The 23,017-nt window shown below is 71.5% G+C and carries 25 protein-coding genes and 1 pseudogene; 7 read left to right on the top strand and 19 right to left on the bottom strand.

Going from position 1 to position 23,017, the window contains the following annotated elements; genetic code table 11:
- Positions 1-28: 28 nt before the first annotated feature.
- The 5 genes from ACZ7FF_RS15815 to ACZ7FF_RS15795 all read right to left on the bottom strand — a co-directional run bounded on the left by ACZ7FF_RS15815 (position 29) and on the right by ACZ7FF_RS15795 (position 6,556).
- Positions 29-1,357, bottom strand: coding sequence for an AI-2E family transporter (locus tag ACZ7FF_RS15815; RefSeq protein ID WP_470812745.1), 1,329 nt, complete (start codon positions 1,355-1,357; stop codon positions 29-31).
- A gap of 137 nt (positions 1,358-1,494) precedes the next feature.
- Positions 1,495-2,193: an aggregation-promoting factor C-terminal-like domain-containing protein gene (locus ACZ7FF_RS15810; RefSeq protein WP_470812744.1), complete on the bottom strand. Its 699-nt coding sequence runs from the start codon at positions 2,191-2,193 to the stop codon at positions 1,495-1,497.
- Positions 2,194-2,599: 406 nt separating this feature from the next.
- Entirely contained in the window at positions 2,600-3,925 is a 1,326-nt protein-coding gene (locus ACZ7FF_RS15805; protein WP_470812743.1) for a PhoH family protein, read from the bottom strand.
- A 349-nt stretch (positions 3,926-4,274) separates the two neighbouring features.
- Positions 4,275-5,048, bottom strand: a complete 774-nt coding sequence (locus tag ACZ7FF_RS15800) for an isoprenyl transferase (RefSeq protein ID WP_470812742.1) — start codon at positions 5,046-5,048, stop codon at positions 4,275-4,277.
- Positions 5,049-5,770: 722 nt separating this feature from the next.
- A complete protein-coding gene (locus tag ACZ7FF_RS15795; RefSeq protein ID WP_470812741.1) occupies positions 5,771-6,556 on the bottom strand; it encodes a class I SAM-dependent methyltransferase in 786 nt (261 codons plus the stop codon).
- 52 nt (positions 6,557-6,608) lie between these two features.
- Between ACZ7FF_RS15795 and ACZ7FF_RS15790 the strand changes: the two genes are divergently transcribed.
- From ACZ7FF_RS15790 to ACZ7FF_RS15780, 3 genes are all read left to right on the top strand, one after another.
- Positions 6,609-7,106, top strand: a complete 498-nt coding sequence (locus tag ACZ7FF_RS15790; protein ID WP_470812740.1) for a DinB family protein — start codon at positions 6,609-6,611, stop codon at positions 7,104-7,106.
- 208 nt (positions 7,107-7,314) lie between these two features.
- A complete protein-coding gene (locus ACZ7FF_RS15785; protein WP_470812739.1) occupies positions 7,315-7,680 on the top strand; it encodes a DUF192 domain-containing protein in 366 nt (121 codons plus the stop codon).
- A gap of 45 nt (positions 7,681-7,725) precedes the next feature.
- Entirely contained in the window at positions 7,726-8,163 is a 438-nt protein-coding gene (locus ACZ7FF_RS15780) for a DUF3224 domain-containing protein (RefSeq protein ID WP_470812738.1), read from the top strand.
- Here the strand turns inward: ACZ7FF_RS15780 and ACZ7FF_RS15775 are convergent.
- The 14 genes from ACZ7FF_RS15775 to ACZ7FF_RS15710 all read right to left on the bottom strand — a co-directional run bounded on the left by ACZ7FF_RS15775 (position 8,154) and on the right by ACZ7FF_RS15710 (position 19,309).
- Entirely contained in the window at positions 8,154-8,765 is a 612-nt protein-coding gene (locus tag ACZ7FF_RS15775; RefSeq protein ID WP_470812737.1) for an OmpA family protein, read from the bottom strand. The genes ACZ7FF_RS15780 and ACZ7FF_RS15775 overlap by 10 nt on opposite strands.
- A 7-nt stretch (positions 8,766-8,772) precedes the next feature.
- Complete coding sequence (locus tag ACZ7FF_RS15770) at positions 8,773-9,354, bottom strand: hypothetical protein (protein ID WP_470812736.1); 582 nt, start codon at positions 9,352-9,354, stop codon at positions 8,773-8,775.
- 16 nt (positions 9,355-9,370) lie between these two features.
- Positions 9,371-9,970, bottom strand: coding sequence for a pilus assembly protein TadG-related protein (locus ACZ7FF_RS15765; RefSeq protein ID WP_470812773.1), 600 nt, complete (start codon positions 9,968-9,970; stop codon positions 9,371-9,373).
- The gene (locus ACZ7FF_RS15760; RefSeq protein ID WP_470812735.1) at positions 9,970-10,167 is read right to left on the bottom strand and encodes a Flp family type IVb pilin; all 198 of its coding nucleotides are present in this window, start codon (positions 10,165-10,167) and stop codon (positions 9,970-9,972) included. The genes ACZ7FF_RS15765 and ACZ7FF_RS15760 overlap by 1 nt, the downstream gene beginning before the upstream one ends.
- Before the next feature lie 125 nt (positions 10,168-10,292).
- Entirely contained in the window at positions 10,293-11,051 is a 759-nt protein-coding gene (locus ACZ7FF_RS15755) for a response regulator (protein ID WP_470812734.1), read from the bottom strand.
- A gap of 14 nt (positions 11,052-11,065) precedes the next feature.
- Entirely contained in the window at positions 11,066-12,508 is a 1,443-nt protein-coding gene (locus tag ACZ7FF_RS15750) for a sensor histidine kinase (protein WP_470812733.1), read from the bottom strand.
- Positions 12,509-12,515: 7 nt separating this feature from the next.
- Complete coding sequence (locus tag ACZ7FF_RS15745; protein ID WP_470812732.1) at positions 12,516-13,403, bottom strand: DUF5936 domain-containing protein; 888 nt, start codon at positions 13,401-13,403, stop codon at positions 12,516-12,518.
- A 16-nt stretch (positions 13,404-13,419) separates the two neighbouring features.
- A complete protein-coding gene (locus ACZ7FF_RS15740) occupies positions 13,420-14,364 on the bottom strand; it encodes a type II secretion system F family protein (RefSeq protein WP_470812731.1) in 945 nt (314 codons plus the stop codon).
- A gap of 4 nt (positions 14,365-14,368) precedes the next feature.
- Positions 14,369-15,706 (bottom strand): CpaF family protein, encoded by a 1,338-nt coding sequence (locus tag ACZ7FF_RS15735; RefSeq protein ID WP_470812730.1) that lies wholly within the window; start codon positions 15,704-15,706, stop codon positions 14,369-14,371.
- Between the two features lie 18 nt (positions 15,707-15,724).
- Positions 15,725-16,066 (bottom strand): TadE/TadG family type IV pilus assembly protein, encoded by a 342-nt coding sequence (locus ACZ7FF_RS15730; protein ID WP_470812729.1) that lies wholly within the window; start codon positions 16,064-16,066, stop codon positions 15,725-15,727.
- 1 nt (position 16,067) lies between these two features.
- Positions 16,068-16,442 carry a TadE family protein gene (locus ACZ7FF_RS15725; protein WP_470812728.1) on the bottom strand — a complete coding sequence of 125 codons (375 nt, stop codon included), beginning with the start codon at positions 16,440-16,442 and terminating at the stop codon, positions 16,068-16,070.
- 7 nt (positions 16,443-16,449) lie between these two features.
- Positions 16,450-17,685, bottom strand: coding sequence for an AAA family ATPase (locus ACZ7FF_RS15720; RefSeq protein ID WP_470812727.1), 1,236 nt, complete (start codon positions 17,683-17,685; stop codon positions 16,450-16,452).
- Between the two features lie 9 nt (positions 17,686-17,694).
- The gene (cpaB, locus tag ACZ7FF_RS15715; protein WP_470812726.1) at positions 17,695-18,402 is read right to left on the bottom strand and encodes a Flp pilus assembly protein CpaB; all 708 of its coding nucleotides are present in this window, start codon (positions 18,400-18,402) and stop codon (positions 17,695-17,697) included.
- Between the two features lie 64 nt (positions 18,403-18,466).
- Positions 18,467-19,309, bottom strand: a complete 843-nt coding sequence (locus ACZ7FF_RS15710; RefSeq protein ID WP_470812772.1) for a hypothetical protein — start codon at positions 19,307-19,309, stop codon at positions 18,467-18,469.
- Positions 19,310-19,656: 347 nt separating this feature from the next.
- On the opposite strand from ACZ7FF_RS15710, the gene ACZ7FF_RS15705 reads away from it, so the two are divergent.
- From ACZ7FF_RS15705 to ACZ7FF_RS15690, 4 genes and pseudogenes are all read left to right on the top strand, one after another.
- On the top strand, positions 19,657-21,366 hold the full coding sequence (locus ACZ7FF_RS15705) for a chitinase (RefSeq protein WP_470812725.1): 1,710 nt from the start codon (positions 19,657-19,659) through the stop codon (positions 21,364-21,366).
- A gap of 109 nt (positions 21,367-21,475) precedes the next feature.
- The gene (locus ACZ7FF_RS15700) at positions 21,476-21,853 is read left to right on the top strand and encodes a VOC family protein (protein ID WP_470812724.1); all 378 of its coding nucleotides are present in this window, start codon (positions 21,476-21,478) and stop codon (positions 21,851-21,853) included.
- A gap of 10 nt (positions 21,854-21,863) precedes the next feature.
- On the top strand, positions 21,864-22,361 hold the full coding sequence (locus tag ACZ7FF_RS15695; RefSeq protein ID WP_470812723.1) for a hypothetical protein: 498 nt from the start codon (positions 21,864-21,866) through the stop codon (positions 22,359-22,361).
- A 98-nt stretch (positions 22,362-22,459) separates the two neighbouring features.
- Positions 22,460-23,011, top strand: a pseudogene (locus ACZ7FF_RS15690) (hypothetical protein); the annotation flags it as partial.
- Positions 23,012-23,017 lie beyond the last annotated feature (6 nt).

The following is a 23,017-nucleotide window of genomic DNA, read 5'->3' as shown; positions in this document are numbered from 1 at the left end:
CCGGCCGAGGCGCTCGCGATCGATACTCCTAGGCCTCCGGCCCCACGCCGACCGCCGGTCCCTCCGTGGTCGTGGCCGTGGTCCCGGACTCGTCCGGGGACGCGGCCTGGTTCGCCCCCGCCTCGTGCGCGTACTGCCGCAGATAGCCCACCACGGTGTTCGTCACCGCGACCAGCGGTACGGCCACCACCGCGCCGCCGATGCCGGCCACCATGCCGCCGGCCGCCACGGTCAGCACGACGGCCAGCGGGTGCACCCGGACCGCGCGGCCGAGGATGAACGGCTGCAGGACGTGGCCCTCGATCTGCTGGACCGCGAGGACCACCGCCAGGGTCATGACGGCGGTGAAGACACCCTGGGTCACCAGGGCCACGATCACCGCGAGCGCGCCGGAGGCGACGGCGCCGACCAGCGGGATGAAGGAGAACAGGAAGATGAAGACGGCCAGCGGGACGGCCATCGGCACGTTCAGGAAGTAGATGCCGATGCCGATGAAGATCGCGTCTATCAGGGCGACCAGGACCGTGCCGCGGACGTAGGCGGTCAGCGTGCGCCAGGCGCGCGGGCCGGCGCCGGCCACGCCCGGGCGGGCCGCCGCGGGCACCAGCTTCAGGAACCAGTGCCAGATCCGCTTGCCGTCGTAGAGCAGGAACAGCGTCGAGAAGAACACCAGCAGGATGCCGGTGAGGGCCTCGACGATGACCTGCACGCCCTCCAGACCGGCGGACGTTATCTGGTCGGCGTTGGCGCCGATCGCCTCGCGCAGGTTCTTGGCGATCTGGTTGATCTGCTTGTCGGTGACGTGGAAGGGGCTCTTCAGCAGCCAGTTGCGCAGGTCGTCGATGCCGCTCTGGATCTGGTTGGAGAGCGTGTCGATGTTCTCCATGACCTGCCAGGTCACGAACCAGCCCATCAGCCCGATGACCACGAAGCCGCTGATGGCGGTGAGCGCGGTGGCGAGCCCGCGGGGCACCCCGCGGCGGGTGAGCCGGGCGACCGTCGGCTGGAGCAGCGCGGTCACCAGCAGGGCGATGACGAAGGCGAAGACCACCAGCTGGATCGCGCTGATGACCCGCATCAGCACCCAGACGGTGCCCGCGAGGACGAGCAGCCGCCAGCCGGCCTCGGCCGCGACCCGTACACCCCAGGGCACCGCCTGGGCCGGGTCCGGGCGGGGGCCCGTCGGGGGCGCGGGCCGGCGGGGGGCCGGCACCGGATCGGCCACGACGCTTTCGGGGGCGGCCGGTTCGGCTTCGGTGTGCTCCTGCTCCACCTCCGCGCGGCGCTCGTCGAGGCGCTCGCTCATCTCGGTGAGGCCGGCGCCCAGCTTGCCGAGCCACCCTGGCACTCGCGACATGATCCGTCCTCTTCCCCCCGTGTCCCCGGGCGCTCGCCACCGCTCACCCCTGCGTCGTTCGGATACGACCGTACATGGCGAAAGCCCCTCCCCAGGGGACGGGGAGGGGCTGCGCGTGGTCGAGTGGCCGGGCGGGCCTAGTACCAGTGGTTGGCCTGCCAGAACGACCAGGCCTGGCACGGGCTGCCGTACCGGCTGTTCATGTAGTTGAGGCCCCACTTGATCTGGGTGGCCGGGTTCGTCCGCCAGTCGGCACCGGCGGAGGCGTACTTGCCGGCGGGCAGCGCCTGGAAGAGACCGAAGGCACCGGAGGAGGCGTTCGTCGCCTGGTAGTTCCAGCTGGACTCGTGGTCCACGATGTTGCTGAAGCACTGGAACTGGCCTGCGCCGACCATCTGGCTCGCCATCGCCTGGATCTGTGCGACGCTGTAGCTGCTCTGGACGGGGAAGCTGGAGGAGTCGCGGGCGCTGTCGCGGCTGGCCGCGGCCTTGGCCTCGACGCGCTGCTTGGCCTCTGCCTCGGCCGCCTTCTGGGCCGCGGCCTTCTTGGCGATCGCGGTGTCGGCCGCCGCCTGGCGGGCCGCCGCCTCGGCGTCCTTCTTGGCGCTCGCGTCCGCGGCGATGGCCTGTGCGTCGGCCTGCTGCGTCAGCGTCGCGGACTGGACCTGGGCCTGCTGACCCGCGGGTATGTCCGCGAGGAGCGTGGTGTCGGCGGCCGTCGGCTCGGCGTCGTTGTTCTGCGCGACGCTGCCCGAGGCAACTCCGACGACGCTTCCGACGGCGGTGACCGCGGTGGCCGAGGCCACTGCGAGTCCCCGGACCGAAATCCGGCTCACACGGTTTTCCTTCCAGCATCGCCCGCTTCGGTGACCCTGGCGGACGCAATCGTGCCCCTGGCACTGGCCTCCCAACTGCGGGGTCACGGGAGGCGCGGGCCCGGTGGGCAACTCCCCTCAAGGGAGCGCCGCGTGGTGCTCGGGCGGCATACGACGAACTCTATGGAGTTGGTGATGTTTCTGTGGTGCCGTACCGCTGGGGGTACAGGTGTGTCGTATGCGGGGCCTGACAGGACTGAGACTCTGCCGTAACCCGACGCCGGGTGGCAATTCTGAGTTGAGTGTGAAAGCTCACATCTCGTTTGGCCCTTGGGAATTCCGGAAAGCCCCACACGCCAAGACGCCGCCCGGCTAGGCTCTGATGCCTTTGCCGGACGGCGCCAACGGGTCCTACGCGGAAACTCCCTCAGATATGGCCGTCTTCGAGCATTTCGGTCACAAGCGCGGCGATCTGGGACCTCTCGGACCGGGTCAGCGTGACATGCGCGAAGAGCGGGTGCCCCTTCAGCTTCTCCACGACGGCGACCACACCGTCGTAGCGCCCGACGCGCAGATTGTCCCGCTGCGCCACGTCATGGGTCAGAACGACCCGTGAATTGGCGCCGATCCGGGACAGGACGGTCAGCAGCACGTTCCGTTCGAGGGACTGCGCCTCGTCCACGATCACGAACGCGTCGTGCAGCGAGCGGCCGCGGATGTGGGTGAGCGGCAGGACCTCCAGCATCCCGCGCGAGGTGACCTCCTCGATCACCTCGCGGCTGGTGACCGCCGACAGCGTGTCGAAGACGGCCTGCGCCCACGGGCTCATCTTCTCCGCCTCGGAGCCCGGCAGATAGCCCAGCTCCTGCCCGCCGACCGCGTACAGCGGCCGGAACACCATGACCTTCTGGTGCTGGCGGCGCTCCAGGACCGCCTCCAGGCCCGCGCACAGCGCCAGCGCCGACTTGCCGGTGCCGGCCCGGCCGCCCATCGAGACGATGCCGACGTCCGGGTCGAGCAGCAGATCGAGGGCGATGCGCTGCTCGGCGCTGCGGCCCTTGATGCCGAACGCCTCCCGGTCACCTCGCACCAGGCGGATGTTGCCCTCGGCGGTGACGCGGCCGAGGGCCTTGCCCCGCTCGGACTGGATGGTCAGGCCGGTGTGCACGGGGAGGTCGGAGGCCTCCGGGACGTACACGTGGCCTTCCTCGAAGAGGATGTCCACCTGTTCGGCGGACAGGGCCAGTTCGCCCATCCCGGTCCAGCCGGAGTTCTCCGTGATGGCGAGTTCGGCCCGGTACTCCTCGGCGAGCAGGCCGACGGAGGAGGCCTTGATGCGCAGCGGCAGGTCCTTCGACACGACGGTGACGTCGAACCCCTCGGCCTGCAGATTGCGGGCCACCGCGAGGATGCGGGAGTCGTTGTCCCCCAGGCGGTAGCCGGTGGGCAGCACGCTGGGGTCCGAGTGGTTGAGCTCGACACGGACGGTCCCGCCCAGCTCCCCGATGGGGATGGGGGCGTCGAGGCGACCGTGCTTCACCCGGTAGTCGTCCAGCAGGCGCAGCGCCTGGCGGGCGAAGTAGCCGAGTTCCGGATGGTGCCGCTTGGCCTCCAGTTCCGTGACCACGACGATGGGGAGCACGACCTCGTGCTCGTCGAAGCGGGTCATGGCGTTCGGGTCGGCCAGCAGGACGCTGGTGTCGAGAACATAGGTGCGCCGGTCGGGCTTGTGGCGCTTTGTGCTGGTCACCACGGAAGGACGTACCCCCTCGGATGAGGTCGGGGAGCGACGAAGTGGAGCTGGACCGGTCGGCGGCCCCTGCGCGTGGCGGGCCGCGAACCGGCCCTCCGCGGCTGCTTCCGTGCAGGAACCGCACGGTCGGGCTGGTGCAAAGGGCCTCCCGGGCGGACGGCCCCGTGCCGCCCGCTGAGAACCGACGCCCGTGGTTCGGGTGTCGACCTGTCTGGCTTATGCCCTCGAACATGCACTGCCATGCAAAAGCGGCCAACAGCGCGCTGGTGAACTCCTCGTTACACCCGTCGGAACCGGGACGAACGCAACGCCCCGCCGACCTGGTGGTCAGCGGGGCGTCCGGCCTGTATCAGCCGCCGTAACGGCGGTGACGTGCGGCGTAGTCGCGCAGGGCGCGCAGGAAGTCGACCTTGCGGAAGGCGGGCCAGAAGACCTCGCAGAAGTAGTACTCGGAGTGCGCGGTCTGCCAGAGCATGAATCCGGACAACCGCTGCTCGCCGCTGGTGCGGATGACGAGGTCCGGGTCGGGCTGGGCCCCGGTGTAGAGATGACGGCCGATCATGTCGACGTCGACGGACTCGGCGAGGTCCTCCATCGCCACGCCCTTGTCGTGGGCGTCGAGGAGCATGGAGCGCACGGCGTCGGCGATCTCCTGGCGCCCGCCGTAGCCGATGGCGACGTTGACCAGTATCCCGTCGATGTGGGCGGTGGTCTCCTCGGCCTCCTTGAGGGTGGCCTGCATGGCCGCCGGGAGCAGGTCCCTGGTGCCCACGTGGTGCACGCGCCAGCGGCCGTCGGCGGCGAGGGCGCGTACGACGCCCTCGATGATGCCGAGCAGGGGGACCAGTTCCTCCTGCGGACGGTCGAAGTTGTCCGTGGACAGCAGCCACAGGGTGACGACCTCGACGTCGGTCTCGGTGCACCAGCCGAGGAACTCCTCGATCTTCTCGGCGCCCGCGCGGTGGCCGTGGACCGTGGTGGAGCCCGAGGCCTTCGCCCAGCGGCGGTTGCCGTCCATGATGACGCCGATGTGCTTGGGCACCTGGTCGTGGTCCAGGTGGCCCTCCACCCGGCGTGCGTAGAGCCTGACGAGCAGGCTGCGCAGGTTGTCGCGCAGGTTCACGTGGCCCTCCGGGGGTCTGGCGCGGGGTACGGTGCCGGGCGTTGAGCCTACCCCCGCCGCGGTTCCGGCCGTGGCACGGGGTTTGGGGGGTCGGGGGTGCGGATCACGGCTCCGCGCGGGCCGGTCACGCGGTGCGCCGGGCCACCCGGACGGGGGCGCCGGCCCGGTGTCCGGCGGGTTCCCGACGCCGCGGGAGAAAAAAACGGGCCGGTCCGTGGGGGGGAGACGGACCGGCCCGAGGGGGGGTTTCCACCATAACCCTTCGTAAGGGATGGTGGGTGCATCGGCGTGCCACAACTACTCTCCGGAATCATCCGGCGACGCCCCGGTGGGGGCGGAATGGCGGATTCGGGGAGCTTTCATGGCCGATTCACAGCGGATTCTCGGGGGAATCCGGCCGGATACGAAGAGATCCGGCCGGTTTGCGCCATCTTGGTGACGAGTCGGCGTGTTGTCCGGGGTCCCCCCGACGGGCGACCCGGTCAGCGAACGGCGACTTGACGGTTCCACCACCCGGCGGCGGGGCGATCCACAGGGCTCCCGGCACCGCGCAGCCCCCTCCACCGCGCGGTGCCGCCCGCGCAGCTTTGCTGGCGTGAATTACCTTGGTCTGAACTTACGTGACGGGTGGGACGGATGTGAACCGTCCTCGATAACGATGTGGGAACCGCGGGCGAACGACAGGTGAACCAGGAGGGTGTTCGCCCGGTCCGCCCGGTTCGTCAACGGCCCGGTCTGCGCGCGTCGAAGAGGTGCCGGGTGCTGTGCGCGACGAACGGGCCCTCCTTCTCGATCCGCTCGTGCAGCTCCCGGAGTCGGGGCTCGTACTCCTCGACCGTGAAGCCGGGGACCATCCAGACGACCTTGCGCAGGAAGTGGACGACGGCCGCGATGTCGTGGAACTCCATCCGCAGCCGCTCCGCCCGCAGGTCCACGATCTCCAGCCCCGCCGCCTCGGCCCCGGCCCGCTCCCGCCCGGGATCGCGGCCGCCGCGCACGGCCTCCGGCAGCGGCCCGAGGAAGAACTCGACCAGCTCGAAGACGCTGGCGGGCCCGACGTGCTGGGCGAAGTACGTACCGCCGGGCCGCAGCACCCGGACGATCTCATGCCAGTGGGGGACCACCGGGTGCCGGCTGAGGACCAGGTCGAAGGTCTCGTCGGCGAACGGCAGCGGCGCGTCGTCCTGGGCGGCGACGACCACCACACCGCGGGGCCGCAGCAGGGCGCCGGCCCTGGCGACGTTGGGCGGCCAGCCCTCCGTGGCGGCGACCAGTCCCGGCCGGGCGGGCTCCGCCCCGGCGAGGGCGAAGTCCAGCACCTCCCCGCCGCCCGTCTGGATGTCGAGCACGGCCCAGGCACCGGCCAGCCGCTCCCCCGCCGACCGGGCGTACCCCCACGAGGGCCGCGCCTCGGTGGCCCGCCCCTCGAACCAGGAGAAGTCCCACCCCTCGGTGGGCGCGGCGGCCCCTTCGGCCACGAGGTCTTCGAACGAACGGTTCACTGCCATGAACGCCATGGTCGCAGGGCCTTGTCGGTGCGGCCTGCTAATTTCCGCCCGCATGACGACTCACACCGCCGGGGAGAAGGAAACGCTGCGCGCGAGCCTGGACCGGCACCGGGACGCCGTGCTGTGGAAGCTGGACGGTCTCGACGACGAGCAGCTGCGCCGGCGGATGACTCCGACCGGGACCAGTCTGCTGGGCCTGGTGAAGCATCTGGCCGCGGTCGAGTACGGCTGGTTCGTGCAGACGTTCGGGGGCGAGCCGGAGCCGCTCTGGTTCGACCCGTACGACGACATGCGCGTCGACCCGCAGGAGCCGACGGAGCGGATCGTGGCCTTCTACGGCCGGGCCCGCGCCGCCGCCGACCGGATGATCGCCGAGCTGCCGCTGGACACCCTGGGCCGGCCGGCCTGGCGCGAGGAGACGGTCTCGCTGCGCTGGGTCCTGGTGCACATGGTCGAGGAGACCGCGCGGCACGCCGGGCACATGGACATCCTGCGGGAGCTGATCGACGGCGCGACCGGCGACCACCCGCCGGTCACCGGCACGGACTGACCGCGCCGCACACCCACCGGGTCACCCGGGGTGAGGGGCGGGGCGCCGACCTCGCCCATCCGGTCCCGAGGCAGCTGGGGGCGGACCACGACACCGAGTCCGGTCATGGTGGCCTTCCCGCACGGGGAGGACGGAGGGAGGACAACGGGTTTACGGCGCGGCCCTGTTGGCAGTACCAGAAGGGGCGGGCTCGGGAGACGGAGGGGACATGGGGTGGCGCCGGCAGCGGCGGGACGGACGGGGAAGGCTGCTGATCCCGGAGGCAGGGATCAGCGTGCCCCTGGAGATCTCGGTCTCCTACCGGGCGCGGACGAGGGGGCTGCTGGGCCGGGACGCGGTCGACGGGGCGATGCTGCTGTCACCGGCGAGCGGGGTGCACACCTTCGGGATGCGGATACCGGTCGACGTCGCCTATCTGGACCGCCGGCTCACCGTCCTGGCCGTCCGCACGATGCGACCGGGCCGGCTGGGCCTGCCCCGGCTGCGGGCCCGCCATGTGCTGGAGGCAGAGGCCGGGGCCATGGCGGGATGGGGCCTGCGGGCGGGGGTGCGGGTGGAGACGACGCAGGACTGAGCGGTGTCCGGGGCGTTGTCGGTGGCGCGGCTTACCATCCGGGCCATGAGAGCTTCAGGGACGTTCACGGTCGAGGGGTTCACTCCGGCGTCGGTGCGGTTGCCGGAGCCGGCGGTCGAGACGGCGGTGCCCGTCGGGGTGGCCACGATGCGCAAGCGGTACGAGGGGGAGGCCGCCGGGGTGTCGGTGACGCTGTTCACCGCCGCGTACGACCAGGACAGCGCGACCGGCACCTATGTCGCCATGGAGTCCTTCGAGGGCTCGCTCCGCGACCGGGCCGGCAGCTTCAACTTCGCCCACTCCGGCACGACGCGCGGAGCGGGCAGGGAGGCCGACTTCTTCGTCATCGTGCCGGGCAGCGGGACCGGGGCGCTGGCCGGCATCGAGGGCGCCGGGGGCCTGGCGGTCGACGAGGACGGCACGCACCGGATCTGGTTCGAGTACGAGGTGGGTGGCGAGGGATCGGCTCCGGCTCACCCCTGAGTGCGCGGGAAGGTCACCTCGACCCGCCGGTTCTTGCGCCGCCCCTCCTCCGTGGAGTTGTCGGCGATCGGGAACTGCTCGCCGTAGCCGCGGACCTCGAAGGTGACGTTCGGGTCGTTCAGGTCCTGGTCGAGGACGGCCTGGACGGCGTTGGCGCGCTGCTTGGACAGGATGTCGCCGTGCGCGGAGGAGCCGAGGTTGTCGGTGAAGCCGAAGACGCGGACCTGGGTCGCGTTCTGCTTCCTGATCTCGTCGGCGATGGCCGCGATGCGGGCCTTCGCGTCTCCGCCGAGCCTCGCGCTGTCCTTGCCGAACAGCACCTCGGCCTGGAGCGCGAACGTCACGTCCGCGTTGGTGTCCTCCCGCCGCTCGTCCCCGCTCTGCTCCTCCACGACCGACTTGATGTCCAGCACCTTGGGCGCGGCCAGCGTGGCGCCCTCGGGCAGCTTCAGGTCCGGATCGTGCGGATCGATCTTCACCGGGGCGGAGGGGGACGGGGCCGTGTCCGGGGGGGTGGTGGGGTCCGTGTCGTCGGCGCGGGCCGGGGTGGCGGCGAGGAGCAGGACGGCGGTGAGGGCCAGAGCGAGACGGGTGGTGGTCACGTCGGCCTCACCCGGAGATCTTGATGGTGGCGGAGGAGAAGGTGGGCAGCTGGAACTCCACCTCGGCCGTGTTGGCGGGAGGTGCCGGAAACTGCATGAAGACCGCCAGGGTGTCACCGGACTTGAGTGTGGAGAAGCCGGTGGTCGTCAGCGGGCGGCCCTCCGTGTCCCGCAGCACGTAGTACCGCTTCTTGCCCTGCGGATCGACGAGTGTGGCGCCGCCCAGCGATCTGCCGTTCCTGATGATCTCGGTCTCGTTGCCGCTCAGGGCGGAGGGGATCACGACCGTCTGGGCCCCGTCGTTCTTCAGCATCCCGTTGACGGTGACGAAACCGCCCGAGTCGCGTTGGGCGGAGGTGATCTGGAGGAGCAGGCCGCTCGAACCCTTCAGCTCGGCCAGCGGCTGGGACGACTGCCCCTCCTGGGTGCTCGGGTCGGAGCCGCTCGTGCGCGAGGCGGACGCCGAGGTGTCCGGCTTCTTGCCGTCGTCGCCGCCGCCACCGCAGCCGGTCACCCCGACGGCCAGAGCCGCCGCAACGGCCATCACGACCATCCCCCTGCGGGCCTTCGCAGTGAACCGCATGCTCATCGCTCCGCTTCCTTCGTCATTTGTCGTTCGCTCGTCCGGCAAGGTGGACGTCGAAGAGGTCTTCGGGCTTCGGCAGCCCCGTGGGGTCGTCCGGCTTCGGATGCCAGACCTTGTCGTCCTTGCAGGTGAGTTCGGGCAGGTCGCCCTTCCCGGCGCCCTGCCCGAGCGGCGGGAAGGTGCAGAGCGGTTGGATCACGGCGATGGCGTGCGCCGTCGAGTGCACGTTCTCGGTGCCGGGCACCACGGAGTGGCCCACGGGCTTGAGCGTCCTGACCTCGACCTCGTAGCTCAGCGGCGGATCGAACGTGCACCGCGCCGTCGCGTCGTTCAGTTTGGCGAGGTCGCCGGCCCGCGAGCAGAAGTCGACGCCCCCGTCCCCGGCGAAGACGGCCTGCCACTTGGTCGGGTCGCTCACGTCCTCGACCCACAGGGCCGCGAGCTGGTCGCGGGTCTTCTGGGCGGCGGCCAGAGCCGCCGCGTCCGCCGCCGTCTGGGCGCCGCTCCTGTTCACCGCCGCCTGGCCGACGGCGAGGTAGGCCAACGCAAGAAAGAGCAGGCCCGCCACCACCGTGAGGTAGATGGGGAAGGCCTGCCCTGCGTCGCGGAGCGGCGGGATCAGCCGCCGGTGACCTGGGCGATCTTGTTCGTGATCGCGTCGTAGATCGTCTGACCGATGCTCGTACCCGTGATCGCCAGCACGATCGCCACGACCACCGCGATGATGCCGAGGTACTCCACCGCGGTCTGCCCCCTGTCGTCGCGGGCAGCGCGGGTCTGCAGATACGCGACCGTGGTGTGGAACCAATTGCTCACGGTTTTCCCCTCCAGCTTCGCCTCCGGTCCGGGCAACGTACGACCCGGCGCCCCGCTCCCCACAGGGCCCCAGGGCCCAACCCCAGGCCCACTCGGGGACGTTGCCGCTCCTCAGGGTCCTCATCTCACCCCACCCCCAGCCACTTCGCGGCGGCCTGGGACCTCGTCGTCGTGTGGAGCTTGGCGAAGATGCGGTTGATGTGGTTCTTGACCGTCTTCTCGGTGATGAAGCACGCGGCGGCGATCTGCTGGTTGGTCATGCCCGACGCGATGAGGTCCATGATCTCCGCCTCCCTCGTACTCAGCCGGAACCGTGAGCGAAACGACTGTCCCACAGGAGATTGCAGTTGTGAAGAAGCTTGGGAGGTTTTTTGGCCGGAAACTGGGACGAGTTGACCATCACCATGTGCAGGTGCACTTCCTCGGAGCTCCGTCAGCAATGCCTGCGCAGCCCCCGGGGTCACATGCGGCCGGCCCTCCCGTACGTCCCGTACCGCCCGCACCAACTGCTCGGTCGTGAACTCGCCGTGCACCAGGTATCCCCCCGCCCCCAGCCGCAGCGCCTGCCGCACGGTATCCGTCTCGTGGCTGTACGTGAGCATCATGACCGGGGCCAGCCGCACCAGGTGGGGCAACGCGGAGATTCCGTCGACTCCGGGCATGCGGACGTCGAGGAGGATGACGTCGGGACGGTGCCGCAGAGCGGCCTCGTACGCCTCGCGGCCGTCCGCCGCCTCCGCCACCACGGTGGTGTCCTCGCGGTCCGAGAGCAGGGCGGTCAGGCCCGCGCGGACCACGGGGTTGTCGTCGGCCACCAGCAGCCGCAGGGGCGGGGCGGCGGGCGCCGGCGGCGGGAAGTCCTGCCGGGGGTGCGCGTACCGCATCGATGTGCCTCCTTTCAGGCTTCCCGGGGGGATGGTGCCGGGTCGGCCGGGGCCGGCAGCGGGAGTTCCACCCGCACCTCCGTGCCCCGTTCGTGGCCGCCGCGTCCGATGCGGATGCGGGCGCCCGCCTGCGCGGCGCGTTCGACCATGCCGAGCAGCCCGAAGTGACCGGAGCCGCGCAGCTGTTCGAGCGTGGTGCCGGGCGGGAGGCCGCGGCCGTCGTCGTGGACCGTGAGGCGGAACAGGTTGCCGTGGACGGCGGCCCGCACCTCCACCTGGGTCGCGCCGGCGTGGCGGTGCGCGTTCTCCAGCGCCTCCGTGGCGATGGAGAGGAGGTGGCGGGCCTGCGGTGCGGGCAGCGGGGGGAGGTCCGCCGGGGCGTCCGGACCCCGGCACGTCACCCGCAGTCCGGTGCGGGAGGCGAAGTCGGCTGCCTGCGCCGCGACTTCGCCCCAGAACGTCGGCGCCCCGGGGTGCTCCCGGCGCAGGTCCGTCAGCAGTTCGCGTGACTCCGCCGCCGCTCTGCGGGCCGAGCGGGAGACCAGTTCGGCCTGCTCCCGGATGCGGGCCGGGTCGGGCGCGGCGCCCGAGGCGGTGGCTGCCAGGCCGTCCGCCGCCAGGGCCACGCCGTACAGGGTCTTGGCCACGGAGTCGTGCATGTCACGGGCCAGCCGGGCGCGTTCCGCGCTCACCGCCTCCGCCGCGGCGAGGCGCGCCTGGGCCGCCGTCAGGGCCTGGGTGGCGGCACCGAAGCGGAGCATCAGGTTGCGCATGGTCGAGCCCATGGCTCCGGAGATGACGCACAGACCGGGCAGCAGGAGGGCCTCGGCCACGGGGGCGTGCCGGTCGGCCTTCAGGGTGGCGTGGACGAGGAGCAGGATCAGGGACTGCAGGGAGGCGAAGCAGGCGGCGCCCCGCCAGCCGTAGACCAGGCCGGCCACCAGCGGGGTGCAGACGCTGACGTAGGCGAGGGTGGTGTCGGGGCCCGCCGAGACGAGCAGGAGGGAGCCGACGAGGGTGTCGGCGGCGAGCAGGCTGGGGTGGCGCAGGAGGAGCGGGCCGAAGCGTTCCCAGTCGCGGAAGAGGACGTAGGACACCATGAAGGTGACGACCACGGCCCCGCCGACCAGCCGGGCGCCGAGGCCCGGGGCGGCGTTGAGCAGGGCGGCCGGTGCGGCCAGCACGATCATGGCCAGGCGGAAGCCGAACACCTGCCGGCACATCGCCTGCAGCGCCCGCACCTGAATCCGCTCGGACTCCTCCCCGGTCCCCGCGCCCGACCGACCCCGTAACCGGGCGGGGAACGACGCCGGGGCCCATGACCGCACCCGCCGCGCCGTGCGGGCGACGGACGACGCCCACCCCCGCGACACCGTTCCCGTGTGCCGGGCGAGCCGCACCGCGAGCGGCGGGTCGGCCGCGCCTCCCCCGGTTCCCGTCAGCTCCGTCGTCGTCATGGTCGTCTCACTTCCCCGTGAGGGAGCCGAAGTCCACGCCGGAACCGAGCAGCAGGCCCGCACCGAGCAGGAGCATGGTGGCCGGGACCATGAACGTGGTGATCATCAGCGTGGCCTTGGGCACCGCGCGGGCGGCCTTGCGGCGGGCGTTCTGCGCGTCGGTGCGCCGCATGTCCTTGGCCAGCGAGACGAGCGTGTCCACGATGGGCGCGCCCAGTTCCTCGCCCTGCTGCAGCGCGGTGACGAACATGGCGACCTGCTCGGAGTCGTTGCGCCGGCGCAGCTCCGCGAAGGCCTGGCGGCGGCTCATGCCGAGGTCCATCTGGCGCAGGGTGATGCGGAGTTCGTCGGCCCACGGCCCCTCGTAGCGGGAGGAGACCCGGTCCAGCGCCTGCCGGAAGCCAAGCCCCGCGCTGACCACCACGGCGAGCACGTCCAGGAAGTCGGGCAGGGTGCGCTCGATGACGTCCTTGCGGACCCGGATCGCCGACCAGATGCCGACCTCCGTCCAGAACGCCCCGAACAGCAGCAGGAGCAGGGCCACGAACCACTGGCCGCGCAGCAGGAACACCAGGAAGCCGACCGCGCCGAGCGCGCCGTAGACCGCGCGGCGGGCCGCGTAGCGGTCGATGGTCAGGCCGCCGGGGTTGCCCGCGAGGTCGATCCTGCGGCGGTACTTGGCGACCAGGCGGGGGCCCATCAGCCGCAGGACCGCCGGGGCGTAGCGCATGCCCATGCGGTCGATGACGGAGCCCACCGCGCCGGTGCGGGTGGCGCCGACCTCCAGGGCGACGGCGAGGTCCCCGGGGAGCTTGGCGTCCGCGCGGTACATGCGGACGCCGGTGAAGGCGCCCCAGACGCCGGCGCCCATCAGGAGTGCGAGCAGGAATGCCATGGAGTCCGCTCCCCTCTCACACGTCGATCCGGCTCAGCCGCCGGATGAGGACGAAGCCGACGGCGTACATGGCGAACGCGATGATCACGCAGGCCTGGCCGACCGGGGAGCCGGTCATGCGGGCCAGCGCCCCGTCCTTGACGCCGTTCATCAGGAACAGGGCGCCGACGCCGAGGACGGGGACGGCGTACGACGTCATGGTCACCTGGGACAGCTGGGTGCGGATCTCGCGCCGGGTCTCCTTGCGTTCCTCCAGCGTCTCGGTGAGGTTGCGCAGCGCGCTGACGACCTGCCCGCCCGCCCGGTTGGACAGGACGAGGGTGGTGACGAGCACCACCAGTTCCCGGGAGGGGAGCCGGTCGGCGAGTTCGCCGAGCGCGTCGTCCAGGGAGTGGCCGACGGCCAGCTGGTCGGAGACCCTGGCGAGTTCCTCGCCCGCCGGTGCCTCCAGCTCCTCCGCCGCCATGCCGATCGCGGTGCGCAGGGCGAGTCCGGCCTGGGTGGCGTTGGCGAGGATGCGGGCCAGTTCGGGGAGCTGGTTGATGAAGCGCTCGATGCGTTTCTGGCGCTGCCAGTTGAGGAACTGCACGGCCGCCCAGACGCCCAGCAGCCCGGCCAGGGGCCCGAAGAAGGGCGCGAGGGTGGCCTGGCCGATCAGCCACAGGGCGGCGACCGTGGCCAGCATGGAGACGAAGAACTCTCCCGGTGTGACGTCCAGCCCGGTGGCGGCCAGGCGCAGTTCGAGCCGGCGGCCGAAGCGGGTGCGGCGCAGCCGCCGGTCGAGGTCGCGGAAGCGGCGCCGGCGCCCGGCCGGCGGGATCGGGCCGGTGTGCGAGAGCCGGTCGACGAGGGCGGCGCGCTGGGCCCGGCCGGACGCGTAGGTCTGCACGCCGGCGACGGCCAGGACGCACGTCAGCAGCGCGACGCCGGTCGTCAGCTGGACGAGGGTGTGGAGTTCCATGGTCCTACCTGGCTTCTCGGGTGGCGAGCTGGTCCGCGCAGTGGGCGACGCCGAAGGCCTGGGGGACGGGCTGGCTCGCCATGTAGAGGCGGTCGGCGGTACGGCGTGGCAGGGGGAAGTACTGGAAGGAGCCGTACACGCGGCCGTCCGGTGTCATGGGGCGGGCGTCGAAGCGGGCCACGGTCGCCAGCCGGTACGGCTCCCCGCCGTGGCTGTCCAGCAGCGCGATCTCGGTGATGCGGCGGGCGCCGTCGGCGAACCGGGTGAGCTGGACGATGACGTCGACCGCGCTGTTGATCTGGTCGTGCAGGGCCACGAAGGGCACTTCCACGTCCGACATGGAGGCGAGGGTCTGGAGCCGGGTGAGGGCGTCCTCGGCACTGTTGGCGTGCACGGTGGCGAGGGAGCCGTCGTGGCCCGTGGACATCGCCTGGAGCATGTCGAGTGACTCGCCGCCGCGGACCTCGCCGACCACGATCCGGTCGGGGCGCATCCGCAGCGAGTTGCGGACCAGGTCCCGGATGGTGACCTGGCCCTTGCCCTCGACGTTCGGCGGGCGGGACTCGAGGCGCACCACGTGGGTCTGCTGGAGCTGGAGTTCGGCGGAGTCCTCGATGGTGATGATGCGCTCGTGCGAGGGAATCAGCCCGGAGAGCGCGTTCAGCAGGGTCGTCTTCCCGGTGCCGGTCGCGCCCGAGACGATGATGTTGAACTTGGCCTGCACCAGGCCCGCCAGCAGGTACACCATGGGCTCGTCGAGCGACCCGAAACCGATCAGCTCCTGGAGGGTGAAGGAGCGCGGGAAGCGGCGGATGGTGAGGATGGGGCCGGTCAGCGACAGGGGCGGGATGATGACGTTGACGCGCTCGCCGGAGGGCAGCCGGGCGTCCACCATCGGATTCGACTCGTCCACCCGCCGGTTGACGGTGGACACGATCCGCTCGATGGTCTGCATCAGCTGGTCGGCGGAGACGAAGTGGAGCGGCAGCTGCTCGACCCGGCCGCCGCGCTCGACGAAGATCGCGTCGGGGCCGTTCACCATGATCTCGGTGATCGACGCGTCTTCGAGCAGGGGTTCCAGGATGCCGAGGCCCAGCGCCTCGTCCACCACCCGGCGGATCAGCTGGGACCGCTCCACCGTCGACAGCACCGGGCCCTCGCGGCTGATGATGTGCCCGAGCACCCGCTCCAGGCGTGCCCGGCGCTCGGCGGCGGCCAGCGAGCTCATCTCCGCGAGGTCGATCTCCTCCAGCAGCTTGGCCCGGTAGGAGGCGACCAGATGCCCGTCCTCGCCCCGGCTGCCGTGCTCCTCCGGAGTGCTGATGCGTGCCCGCAGGCTCATGGGTCCCCAGCTCCTCGGTCAGTGGTCGAGCGGCATGGTGGCCGACTTGGTGGCGTAGCCGAGGTCCCAGACGATCGTCGGGATGTGGACCCTGGCGGTCACGGTCACGGTGCCGTCCCCGCCGCCGGAGGAGCAGGAGACCTGGATGCCCCCGCTCACCGCCTCGGCGCAGGCCTGCGTGTACGACTGCCGAAGCGAGGCCGCACGCGCCCCCGCCCGCGCCGCGGTGCCGGCCTGTTCGGCGGCGTAGGCGACCGCTCCGAGCTGGATGCCGGCCAGTCCGACGATCAGCAGGACCGGCACGAAACCCAGGTACTCGATGGCCACTTGCCCGCGGTCGTGTCTCCTTCGGTACGGCATCTCAGTGCTTCACCTCCTCCACGGCACCGGCGTGGCCGGTCACCGTGGCCGGGAAGTCGATCAGCCCGGGGAAGAGGACGGGGACGTGCAGCGTGACGTCGGCCGTGACATAACCGCCGGTACTGCACTTCACCTCGGCACTCTTCTGCCACGCCCGCGAGAGGTCCTTCAGCCCCGCCGCCGAGCAGGCCGCCTGCCGCTCCCCCGGCGGCACCGCCGTCCCGGCCCGCACCGCCTCGTCCGCAGCATTCCCTGCGAGCGTGAAGGTGTACCCCACGAGCACGGCCTGCCACATCAGCACCAGCGTCAGAATGATCAGCGGAGTCATCCCGAGGAACTCGATGCTGACCTGGCCGCGGTCCTCTCCCCGTTTCATGGGCCGCTCACTCCTTCCGCCGGCGGAATCCGACCGGGCCCCGCGCGCCCCCGCGATGGGTTCCCTCGGCCGGCGCCCTGACCAGGCCCAGTTCCCCGGCGAGTCCCCACAGGGCCTGCTTCACGGTGCTCCTGCCGTCGAGTTCGTGGAGCCGCCCGGCGTCCACGACGGCCTGCAGTTCCTTGAAGTTGGCGGGGACGGCCGTGCGGGCCAGCGCCGTGCCGGTGATGCGCTGCACGAGCGCGGGCTGGATCTCGGTGCTGCGGGTGTGCCGGTTGACGACCGCCGTCGTCTCCTCGGCCTTGCGGATCTGCAGCCGGTCCCACATGCGTACGGTCCGTTTGGCGGCGCGTACGGCGACGACGTCCGGCGTGGTGACGAGGAGGGCCGTCTCGGCCATCTCGACCGCCGCGGCGCCCGCACCGCTCAGCTGGGCGCCGCAGTCCACCACGACCACCTCGTAGCGGGAGCGCAGGGCGCTGACGATCTGGCGGGCGGCGCGGTCGGTGACCTCCTCGCCGCGTTCGCCCTCGCCGGGCGCGAGCAGCAGGGCGAGCCCGGTGTCGTGGCGGAAGACGGCGTCGGCGAGGACGCGGGGCGAGATGTCGGTGATGGCGGCGAGGTCGACCACGGACCGGCGGAACTGGATGTCCAGGTAGGAGGCGATGTCGCCGGCCTGCAGGTCGAGGTCGACCAGGGCGGTGGCACGCCCGGAGGCCTGTGCGGCGAGGGCGAGCTGGATCGCCGTCAGGGTGGCGCCCACGCCTCCCTTGGCGCCGCTGACCGTGACGACGGTGCCGCCCACGCCGCCGAACACGTCGGCGCCGTGCCCGAGATGGCGTCGTACGCCGGTCGACCACTGGGCGACGGCCTGGACGCGGCTGGCGAGTTCCTCGTACGACAGCGGCAGCGCGACCAGGCCGCGGGCGCCGGAGTCCATGGCGGCGGCGAACAGGCCGGGGCTCGCGTCGGTGGTGACGAGGATGACGCCGACGGCCGGGAAGCGCAGGGCGACCTCGCGGATCAGCTCCAGGGCCGGTACCGGGCCGATGCGTTCGTGCACGACGACCACTTCCGGCAGTTCGTCCACGGACTCGGCGGCGAGCCGGGCGAGGGTGTCGACCAGTTGGGTGGAGTCACCGACGGGTGGCTGGGGTTCGGCGTCGGGGAGCTGGCTGAGCAGGGTGGTGAGGGAGCGGACGGCGTCCGGGTCCGCGCCGGCCGGGAGGATCCTGGTGGGCATGGCCGCCTCTCACTTGTCCGTCGCGAGTTCGTAGGTGCGGTCCCTGTCGGGGACGCTGGTCTCGCTGCCGGGCGCCACCAGGGCGAGCCGGACGCGCTGGGCGAAGGACTCGGCGTAGGTGATGCGCTGGGCGTCGAGGGTGGACAGCGCGAAGGTGATGGGGACGGCCTCGCTGGGCTGCTGCTGGTTCTTGCCGCTGTCGGGGTCGAGGGCGGTGATCCGGCCGACGTCGAGGACCCGGGCGTCGGTCACGATGATCTTCGACTGGTCCGGGTCGCCCTCCTTCTTGCCCTGGAAGGTGGCGTACACGTTGACGCGCGATCCGGGGGTGATCTTGCCGGCCACGCCGGTGGCCGCGTCGATCATGATGGCGACCTCCTGCTGTCCGGCCTGGAGGGCGGGCTGGTCGACGATCATGTCGGCCTGGAGCAGGGAGCCGGCCCGCAGGGTGGTCACGGCGATCTTGCCCTGGATCTGGTGGAGATCGGTGACGGCGGTGCCGGAGAGCCACCGCCTCGGCATCCTGACCTTCTCGAACTGCCCCGCGTCTAGGGTGGTGTACGGCTTCACGTCGGACCGCACGCGGTAGGCGGTGACCTCGGGTCCGACCTTGGAGTTCACGTCGTGGACGACGGAGAGCACGCCGGCGAACGCGCCGAGAGCGCACAGGACCGACAGGATCAGGAGTATCACGCCGCGGCGCTGACGGGAGTTCATGAACCGTGCAACCTCATTGGGGGAATCGGTCGAGCGGGATGTGAGTGTGCTGTTGTCGGACCGGTCAGGCGGGCGTTCGCTGTTCCAGGGCGCGGGGCGCGGGCGGTTCGTGGAGGGGCGGGGTGGCGGAACAGAAGACGCAGCGGTCGCCGATGACGTCCAGGCCGCACCAGTGGCAGCTGGTCTGCCGTACGGAGGTGACCAGTTGGTAGAGGACCGACAGGTCGGCGAGGTAGGTGCAGAACTCGACCATCCGGCCGGTCCCCCACCACAGCGGGGACTCGGCGGGCAGCGCGGCCTCGTGCAGCCCGTGCACGCTCCAGTCGGAGGCGAGACCGGCGGCCCAGTCGCTCTGCAGCTGTCCCTTCGCGACCAGCATCCAGGTGTCGAACTCGGGCCCCTTGAGGGTGACGCCGGGTCCGATCCGGGCGAGTTGGGGCTCGGGGTGGGCGAGCACGGCGAACTGGCTGCCCGGCACCCATGACTTGGCGTGCGCCTTCAGCCCGACCGGCACCCGGTCCAGCTTGGCGACCGAGCCGAGGACGGCGCCGGCGTGGATGTAGTGGGTGAGCAGCCGTCCCGCGGAGGCGAGGACGCCCGGGCTCAGGTCGCAGGAGGCCAGCTGCCGCAGCTGCCGGGCGAGCACGGCGATCCCGAGGGGCGGCAGCCCGGGCCGGAAGAGGGCGACGCGGTCGCTCTCCAGCAGGGAGCGCAGGGTGTACAGCCGCCGTACGACGGACTCCGGGGTGGCCTGCGAGCACACGACGACGACATAGCCGTACTGCTCGGTGAGGGCGTGCAGTTCGGTGAGCGCGTGGTCGAGGGGCCGCCGGTCGAGGTCGCTCAGCACGACGGCGGGCATGGTGCGTTCGTCCTGTGGCGGCAGTGCCATGTCGGCACTGGTCACGGCAATGGCAGTTGGCACGCGCAGCTCCCCGCTCTTCCCACCCGCCGGCCCACCGGTGTCACTGTCACTCCAATGCGCCAGGACGACTTCACTGCGTGACTACCTGAGCACTGTAACCACGGCCACATGGCCGGAGAACAGCGTTTGTGAAGCTCGCGTGGAACTCTCTTGGCGCAAGTCCCGCCAAAACCGGACAGGTTGAGCGTACGAGCGGAGACGGTTTTGGTCTGGACCTCTTGACATCGGGATTGGTCTGGACCAACTTGTGGGGGCAGCGGTGGCCGCCGTCCCTCACCCCCTCTCCCCGCCGACTCCCCCCGGAGGTCCCAGTGGACCGCGCACCAGGCATGCCCAGACCCCGCCGACGCCGGCTGGCGTCATGGTCCGCCGCGACCGCCCTCGCCCTCTCGGTCGCGGGCCTCGCGGCGGCCTCCCCCGCGTCGGCGGCGGACGTCAACAACGTGAAGAACGCCGGCTTCGAATCCGGCCTGACCGGCTGGACGTGCACCGCGGGCAGCGGCGCCACCGTCTCCTCCCCGGTCCACTCCGGCTCCTCCGCCCTGAAGGGGACACCAGCCGGGCAGGACAACGCTCAGTGCACCCAGTCGGTCGCGGTCAGGCCCAACTCGGCGTACACGCTGAGCGCGTGGGTGCAGGGCGGCTACTCCTACCTGGGCGTGACGGGCACGGGCACGACGGACGTCTCCACCTGGACCCCCGACACCGCGTCGTGGAAGCAGCTCTCGACGACCTTCACCACGGGCGCGTCAACGACCTCCGTCACGGTCTACACGCACGGGTGGTACGGCCAGGCCGCCTACTACGCCGACGACGTCTCGGTCTACGGCCCCGACGGCGGCGGAGGCGGCGACCCCGCCCCCACGGTCCCGGCCGCGCCGACCGGCCTGGCGGTCTCCGGTACGACGTCCTCGTCCGCGTCCCTGTCCTGGTCGCCGGTGTCGGGCGCGACGGGCTACAACGTCTACCGGGGCGGCACCAAGGTCACGGCGGTGACGGGCACCTCGGCGACCGTGACCGGCCTGTCCGCCTCGACCTCGTACTCCTTCCAGGTCACGGCGACGAACGAGGCGGGCGAGTCGGCGAAGTCGGCGACGGTGACGGCGACGACGGCCCCGTCCGGTGGTGGCGGCGGTGGCGGTGGCGGCGGCTCGCTGCCCAAGCACGCGGTGACCGGCTACTGGCAGAACTTCAACAACGGCGCGACCGTCCAGAAGCTGTCCGACGTCCCCTCGTCGTACGACATCATCGCGGTGGCCTTCGCCGACGCGACGTCGACACCGGGCGCGGTGTCGTTCAGCCTCGACTCCGCCGGCCTCGGCGGCTACACGGCCGACCAGTTCAAGGCCGACATCAAGGCCAAGCAGGCGGCCGGCAAGAAGGTCGTCATCTCCATCGGCGGCCAGAACGGCACGGTGTCGATCAACGACCCGGCCTCCGCGGCGAACTTCGCGAACTCCGTCTACTCCCTGATGCAGACGTACGGCTTCGACGGCGTCGACATCGACCTGGAGAACGGCCTCAACGCGACCTACATGTCGCAGGCCCTGCGCGCCCTGTCGGCGAAGGCGGGCTCGTCCCTGATCATCACGATGGCCCCGCAGACGATCGACATGCAGTCGACGTCCAACTCCTACTTCCAGACGGCCCTGGACATCAAGGACATCCTCACGGTCGTCAACATGCAGTACTACAACAGCGGTTCCATGCTGGGCTGCGACGGCAAGGTCTACAGCCAGGGCTCGGTGGACTTCCTGACGGCCCTCGCCTGCATCCAGCTCCAGGGCGGGCTCGCCCCCTCCCAGGTGGGCCTCGGCCTGCCGGCCTCCACCAGCGCGGCGGGCAGCGGCTACGTGTCGCCCACCGTGGTCGACAACGCCCTGGACTGTCTCACCGCCGGCACCAACTGCGGCACGTTCAAGCCCTCCAGGACCTACCCCGACCTGCGCGGCGCCATGACCTGGTCCACGAACTGGGACGCGTCCTCGGGCAACGCCTGGTCCAACGCGGTCGCCCCCCACGTCCACAACCTCCCCTGACCCACCCCACCCCCGGCGCCCGGACCTCCCACGGCTCCGGGCGCCGGGGTGTACGTACTTCACATCGCCGGCCCTGGACGGCCGGGGGCATCCGTGATCAGGTGCGGGCATGAGTTCCCTGATCCGGCACGTCACCATCGACTCCGCCGACCCCTACGGTCTCGCGGGCTTCTGGGCACGGGCCCTGGACGGCTCGCTCGCCGACGACGACTTCCCGGGCGATCCGGAGGCCACGGTCACGTCCGCCGCGATCACCCTGCTGTTCGTCGGGGTCGACGACCCCAAGACGGTGAAGAACCGCGTCCACCTGGACCTCCAGCCCCAGGACCGCACCCGCGACGAGGAGGTGGACCGCCTCCTCTCCCTCGGCGCCACACTCCAGGGCGACCACCGCAGGCCCGACGGAACCGGCTGGGTGACCCTGCACGACCCTGAGGGCAACGAGTTCTGCGTGGAACGCAGCGCGGCGGAGCGGGCGAGCGACTGAGGAGACGCACATGTTCGACGAGGCCGGCGAGGACGAACTGCTCCTCGCCGCGATGACCCGACTCGGCGCGAAGGGCGGCGCGATGGGCGCCGCCGCGGGCGGCGCCGTCACCGGAACCCGTGGTCTGGGCGGAGCCGGCGCGCGGGGCGGTGCGCGCGGCGCCGCGCGGGGCTTCACATGGACGAAGAAGGACGTCGCCACGACGTCGATGAAGCTGCCCGCCCCGGTGTCGGCGGCGTCCCGCCTGGTCCACGACACGCTGGCCGCGACAGGGCAGTTGACGGCGGCCGAGCCGCGCGACGACGGCGGCGCCGCCGTACGAGCGGTCCTCGGCGTCGGACTCGGCGGCCTGAACCCCGCCGTCGTGACGGCCGTCGTCACCGCGTCCGCCGACGGCACGGCAGCCGTGGAACTCCGCGCCGCGGGCCGCGAGGGCCTCATCAAACAACACCCCGCGGCGAAGGCCCTGGCGAGAATCACGGCGCAGTTGGAGGCTGCCTGCCCGTAACGACCGTCTGTGGAACCCCTCGTACGAGTGTCCCGCAACCCGGCCGGACCTGGCCGGGTTGCGCGGTGCCGCGTTGCGATCCGCAAGACGCGGATGTGATGATCCGGCGCATGGCAGAGCACGGGGGCGACGGCGAGGCGGCGGGACCTGCACGCAGGTCGCGGCTGTCCGAGTACGCGGACATGACTGCTCCGGAGCACACGCGCACACCCGCCCGGGACACGGCCGACGCACCCCGCGCACCGGAGCATTCAGCGAGGTTCGCCCAGGCCCCCGCACCGGCACCCCTCCCACAGACCGAGGAAGTCCGGTACGGGCGACGCGAGTTCGCCGTGCTGCTGGGCGCGTTCCGTCGTACGCCGGTGCTGGTGCCCACGGACGAGGACGACGCACCCCTGACGGCCGACCACGGCGGCATCCGCTGGATCTACGCGTTCTCGAACGAGCCGGCACTGGCGCGCTTCGCGATCGCGAGGGGCGAGGGCGACCGCGAGTGGCCGTACCAGAGGTGGCTGGGAGCGCGGCTGCTGGACGCGGCCGTGCCGGCGGTCGGGGTGCCGTGCGGGGTGGCCCTGGACGTGGGCACCGAGGGCGAGGGGGTGCTGTTCCCGCCGGTGGCGGGGATCGTGCCGGACGCGGCGGCCGTCGACCGGGCC

It is taken from the genome of Streptomyces sp. NPDC037126, from assembly GCF_055605965.1.
Note: the sequence above shows the minus strand (reverse complement) of the source record. Positions and strands in the feature narration are given on the sequence as shown.

Coding starts and splice junctions, on each gene's coding strand:
- ACZ7FF_RS15815 (WP_470812745.1), bottom strand. CDS start 1,357: ATGTCGCGAGTGCCAGGGTGGCTCGGCAAGCTGGGCGCCGGCCTCACC.
- ACZ7FF_RS15795 (WP_470812741.1), bottom strand. CDS start 6,556: ATGGCAGTGAACCGTTCGTTCGAAGACCTCGTGGCCGAAGGGGCCGCC.
- ACZ7FF_RS15790 (WP_470812740.1), top strand. CDS start 6,609: ATGACGACTCACACCGCCGGGGAGAAGGAAACGCTGCGCGCGAGCCTG.
- ACZ7FF_RS15785 (WP_470812739.1), top strand. CDS start 7,315: ATGGGGTGGCGCCGGCAGCGGCGGGACGGACGGGGAAGGCTGCTGATC.
- ACZ7FF_RS15780 (WP_470812738.1), top strand. CDS start 7,726: ATGAGAGCTTCAGGGACGTTCACGGTCGAGGGGTTCACTCCGGCGTCG.
- ACZ7FF_RS15770 (WP_470812736.1), bottom strand. CDS start 9,354: ATGAGCATGCGGTTCACTGCGAAGGCCCGCAGGGGGATGGTCGTGATG.
- ACZ7FF_RS15755 (WP_470812734.1), bottom strand. CDS start 11,051: ATGCGGTACGCGCACCCCCGGCAGGACTTCCCGCCGCCGGCGCCCGCC.
- ACZ7FF_RS15750 (WP_470812733.1), bottom strand. CDS start 12,508: ATGACGACGACGGAGCTGACGGGAACCGGGGGAGGCGCGGCCGACCCG.
- ACZ7FF_RS15745 (WP_470812732.1), bottom strand. CDS start 13,403: ATGGCATTCCTGCTCGCACTCCTGATGGGCGCCGGCGTCTGGGGCGCC.
- ACZ7FF_RS15740 (WP_470812731.1), bottom strand. CDS start 14,364: ATGGAACTCCACACCCTCGTCCAGCTGACGACCGGCGTCGCGCTGCTG.
- ACZ7FF_RS15735 (WP_470812730.1), bottom strand. CDS start 15,706: ATGAGCCTGCGGGCACGCATCAGCACTCCGGAGGAGCACGGCAGCCGG.
- ACZ7FF_RS15730 (WP_470812729.1), bottom strand. CDS start 16,066: ATGCCGTACCGAAGGAGACACGACCGCGGGCAAGTGGCCATCGAGTAC.
- ACZ7FF_RS15725 (WP_470812728.1), bottom strand. CDS start 16,442: ATGAAACGGGGAGAGGACCGCGGCCAGGTCAGCATCGAGTTCCTCGGG.
- ACZ7FF_RS15720 (WP_470812727.1), bottom strand. CDS start 17,685: ATGCCCACCAGGATCCTCCCGGCCGGCGCGGACCCGGACGCCGTCCGC.
- cpaB (WP_470812726.1), bottom strand. CDS start 18,402: ATGAACTCCCGTCAGCGCCGCGGCGTGATACTCCTGATCCTGTCGGTC.
- ACZ7FF_RS15705 (WP_470812725.1), top strand. CDS start 19,657: ATGCCCAGACCCCGCCGACGCCGGCTGGCGTCATGGTCCGCCGCGACC.
- ACZ7FF_RS15700 (WP_470812724.1), top strand. CDS start 21,476: ATGAGTTCCCTGATCCGGCACGTCACCATCGACTCCGCCGACCCCTAC.
- ACZ7FF_RS15695 (WP_470812723.1), top strand. CDS start 21,864: ATGTTCGACGAGGCCGGCGAGGACGAACTGCTCCTCGCCGCGATGACC.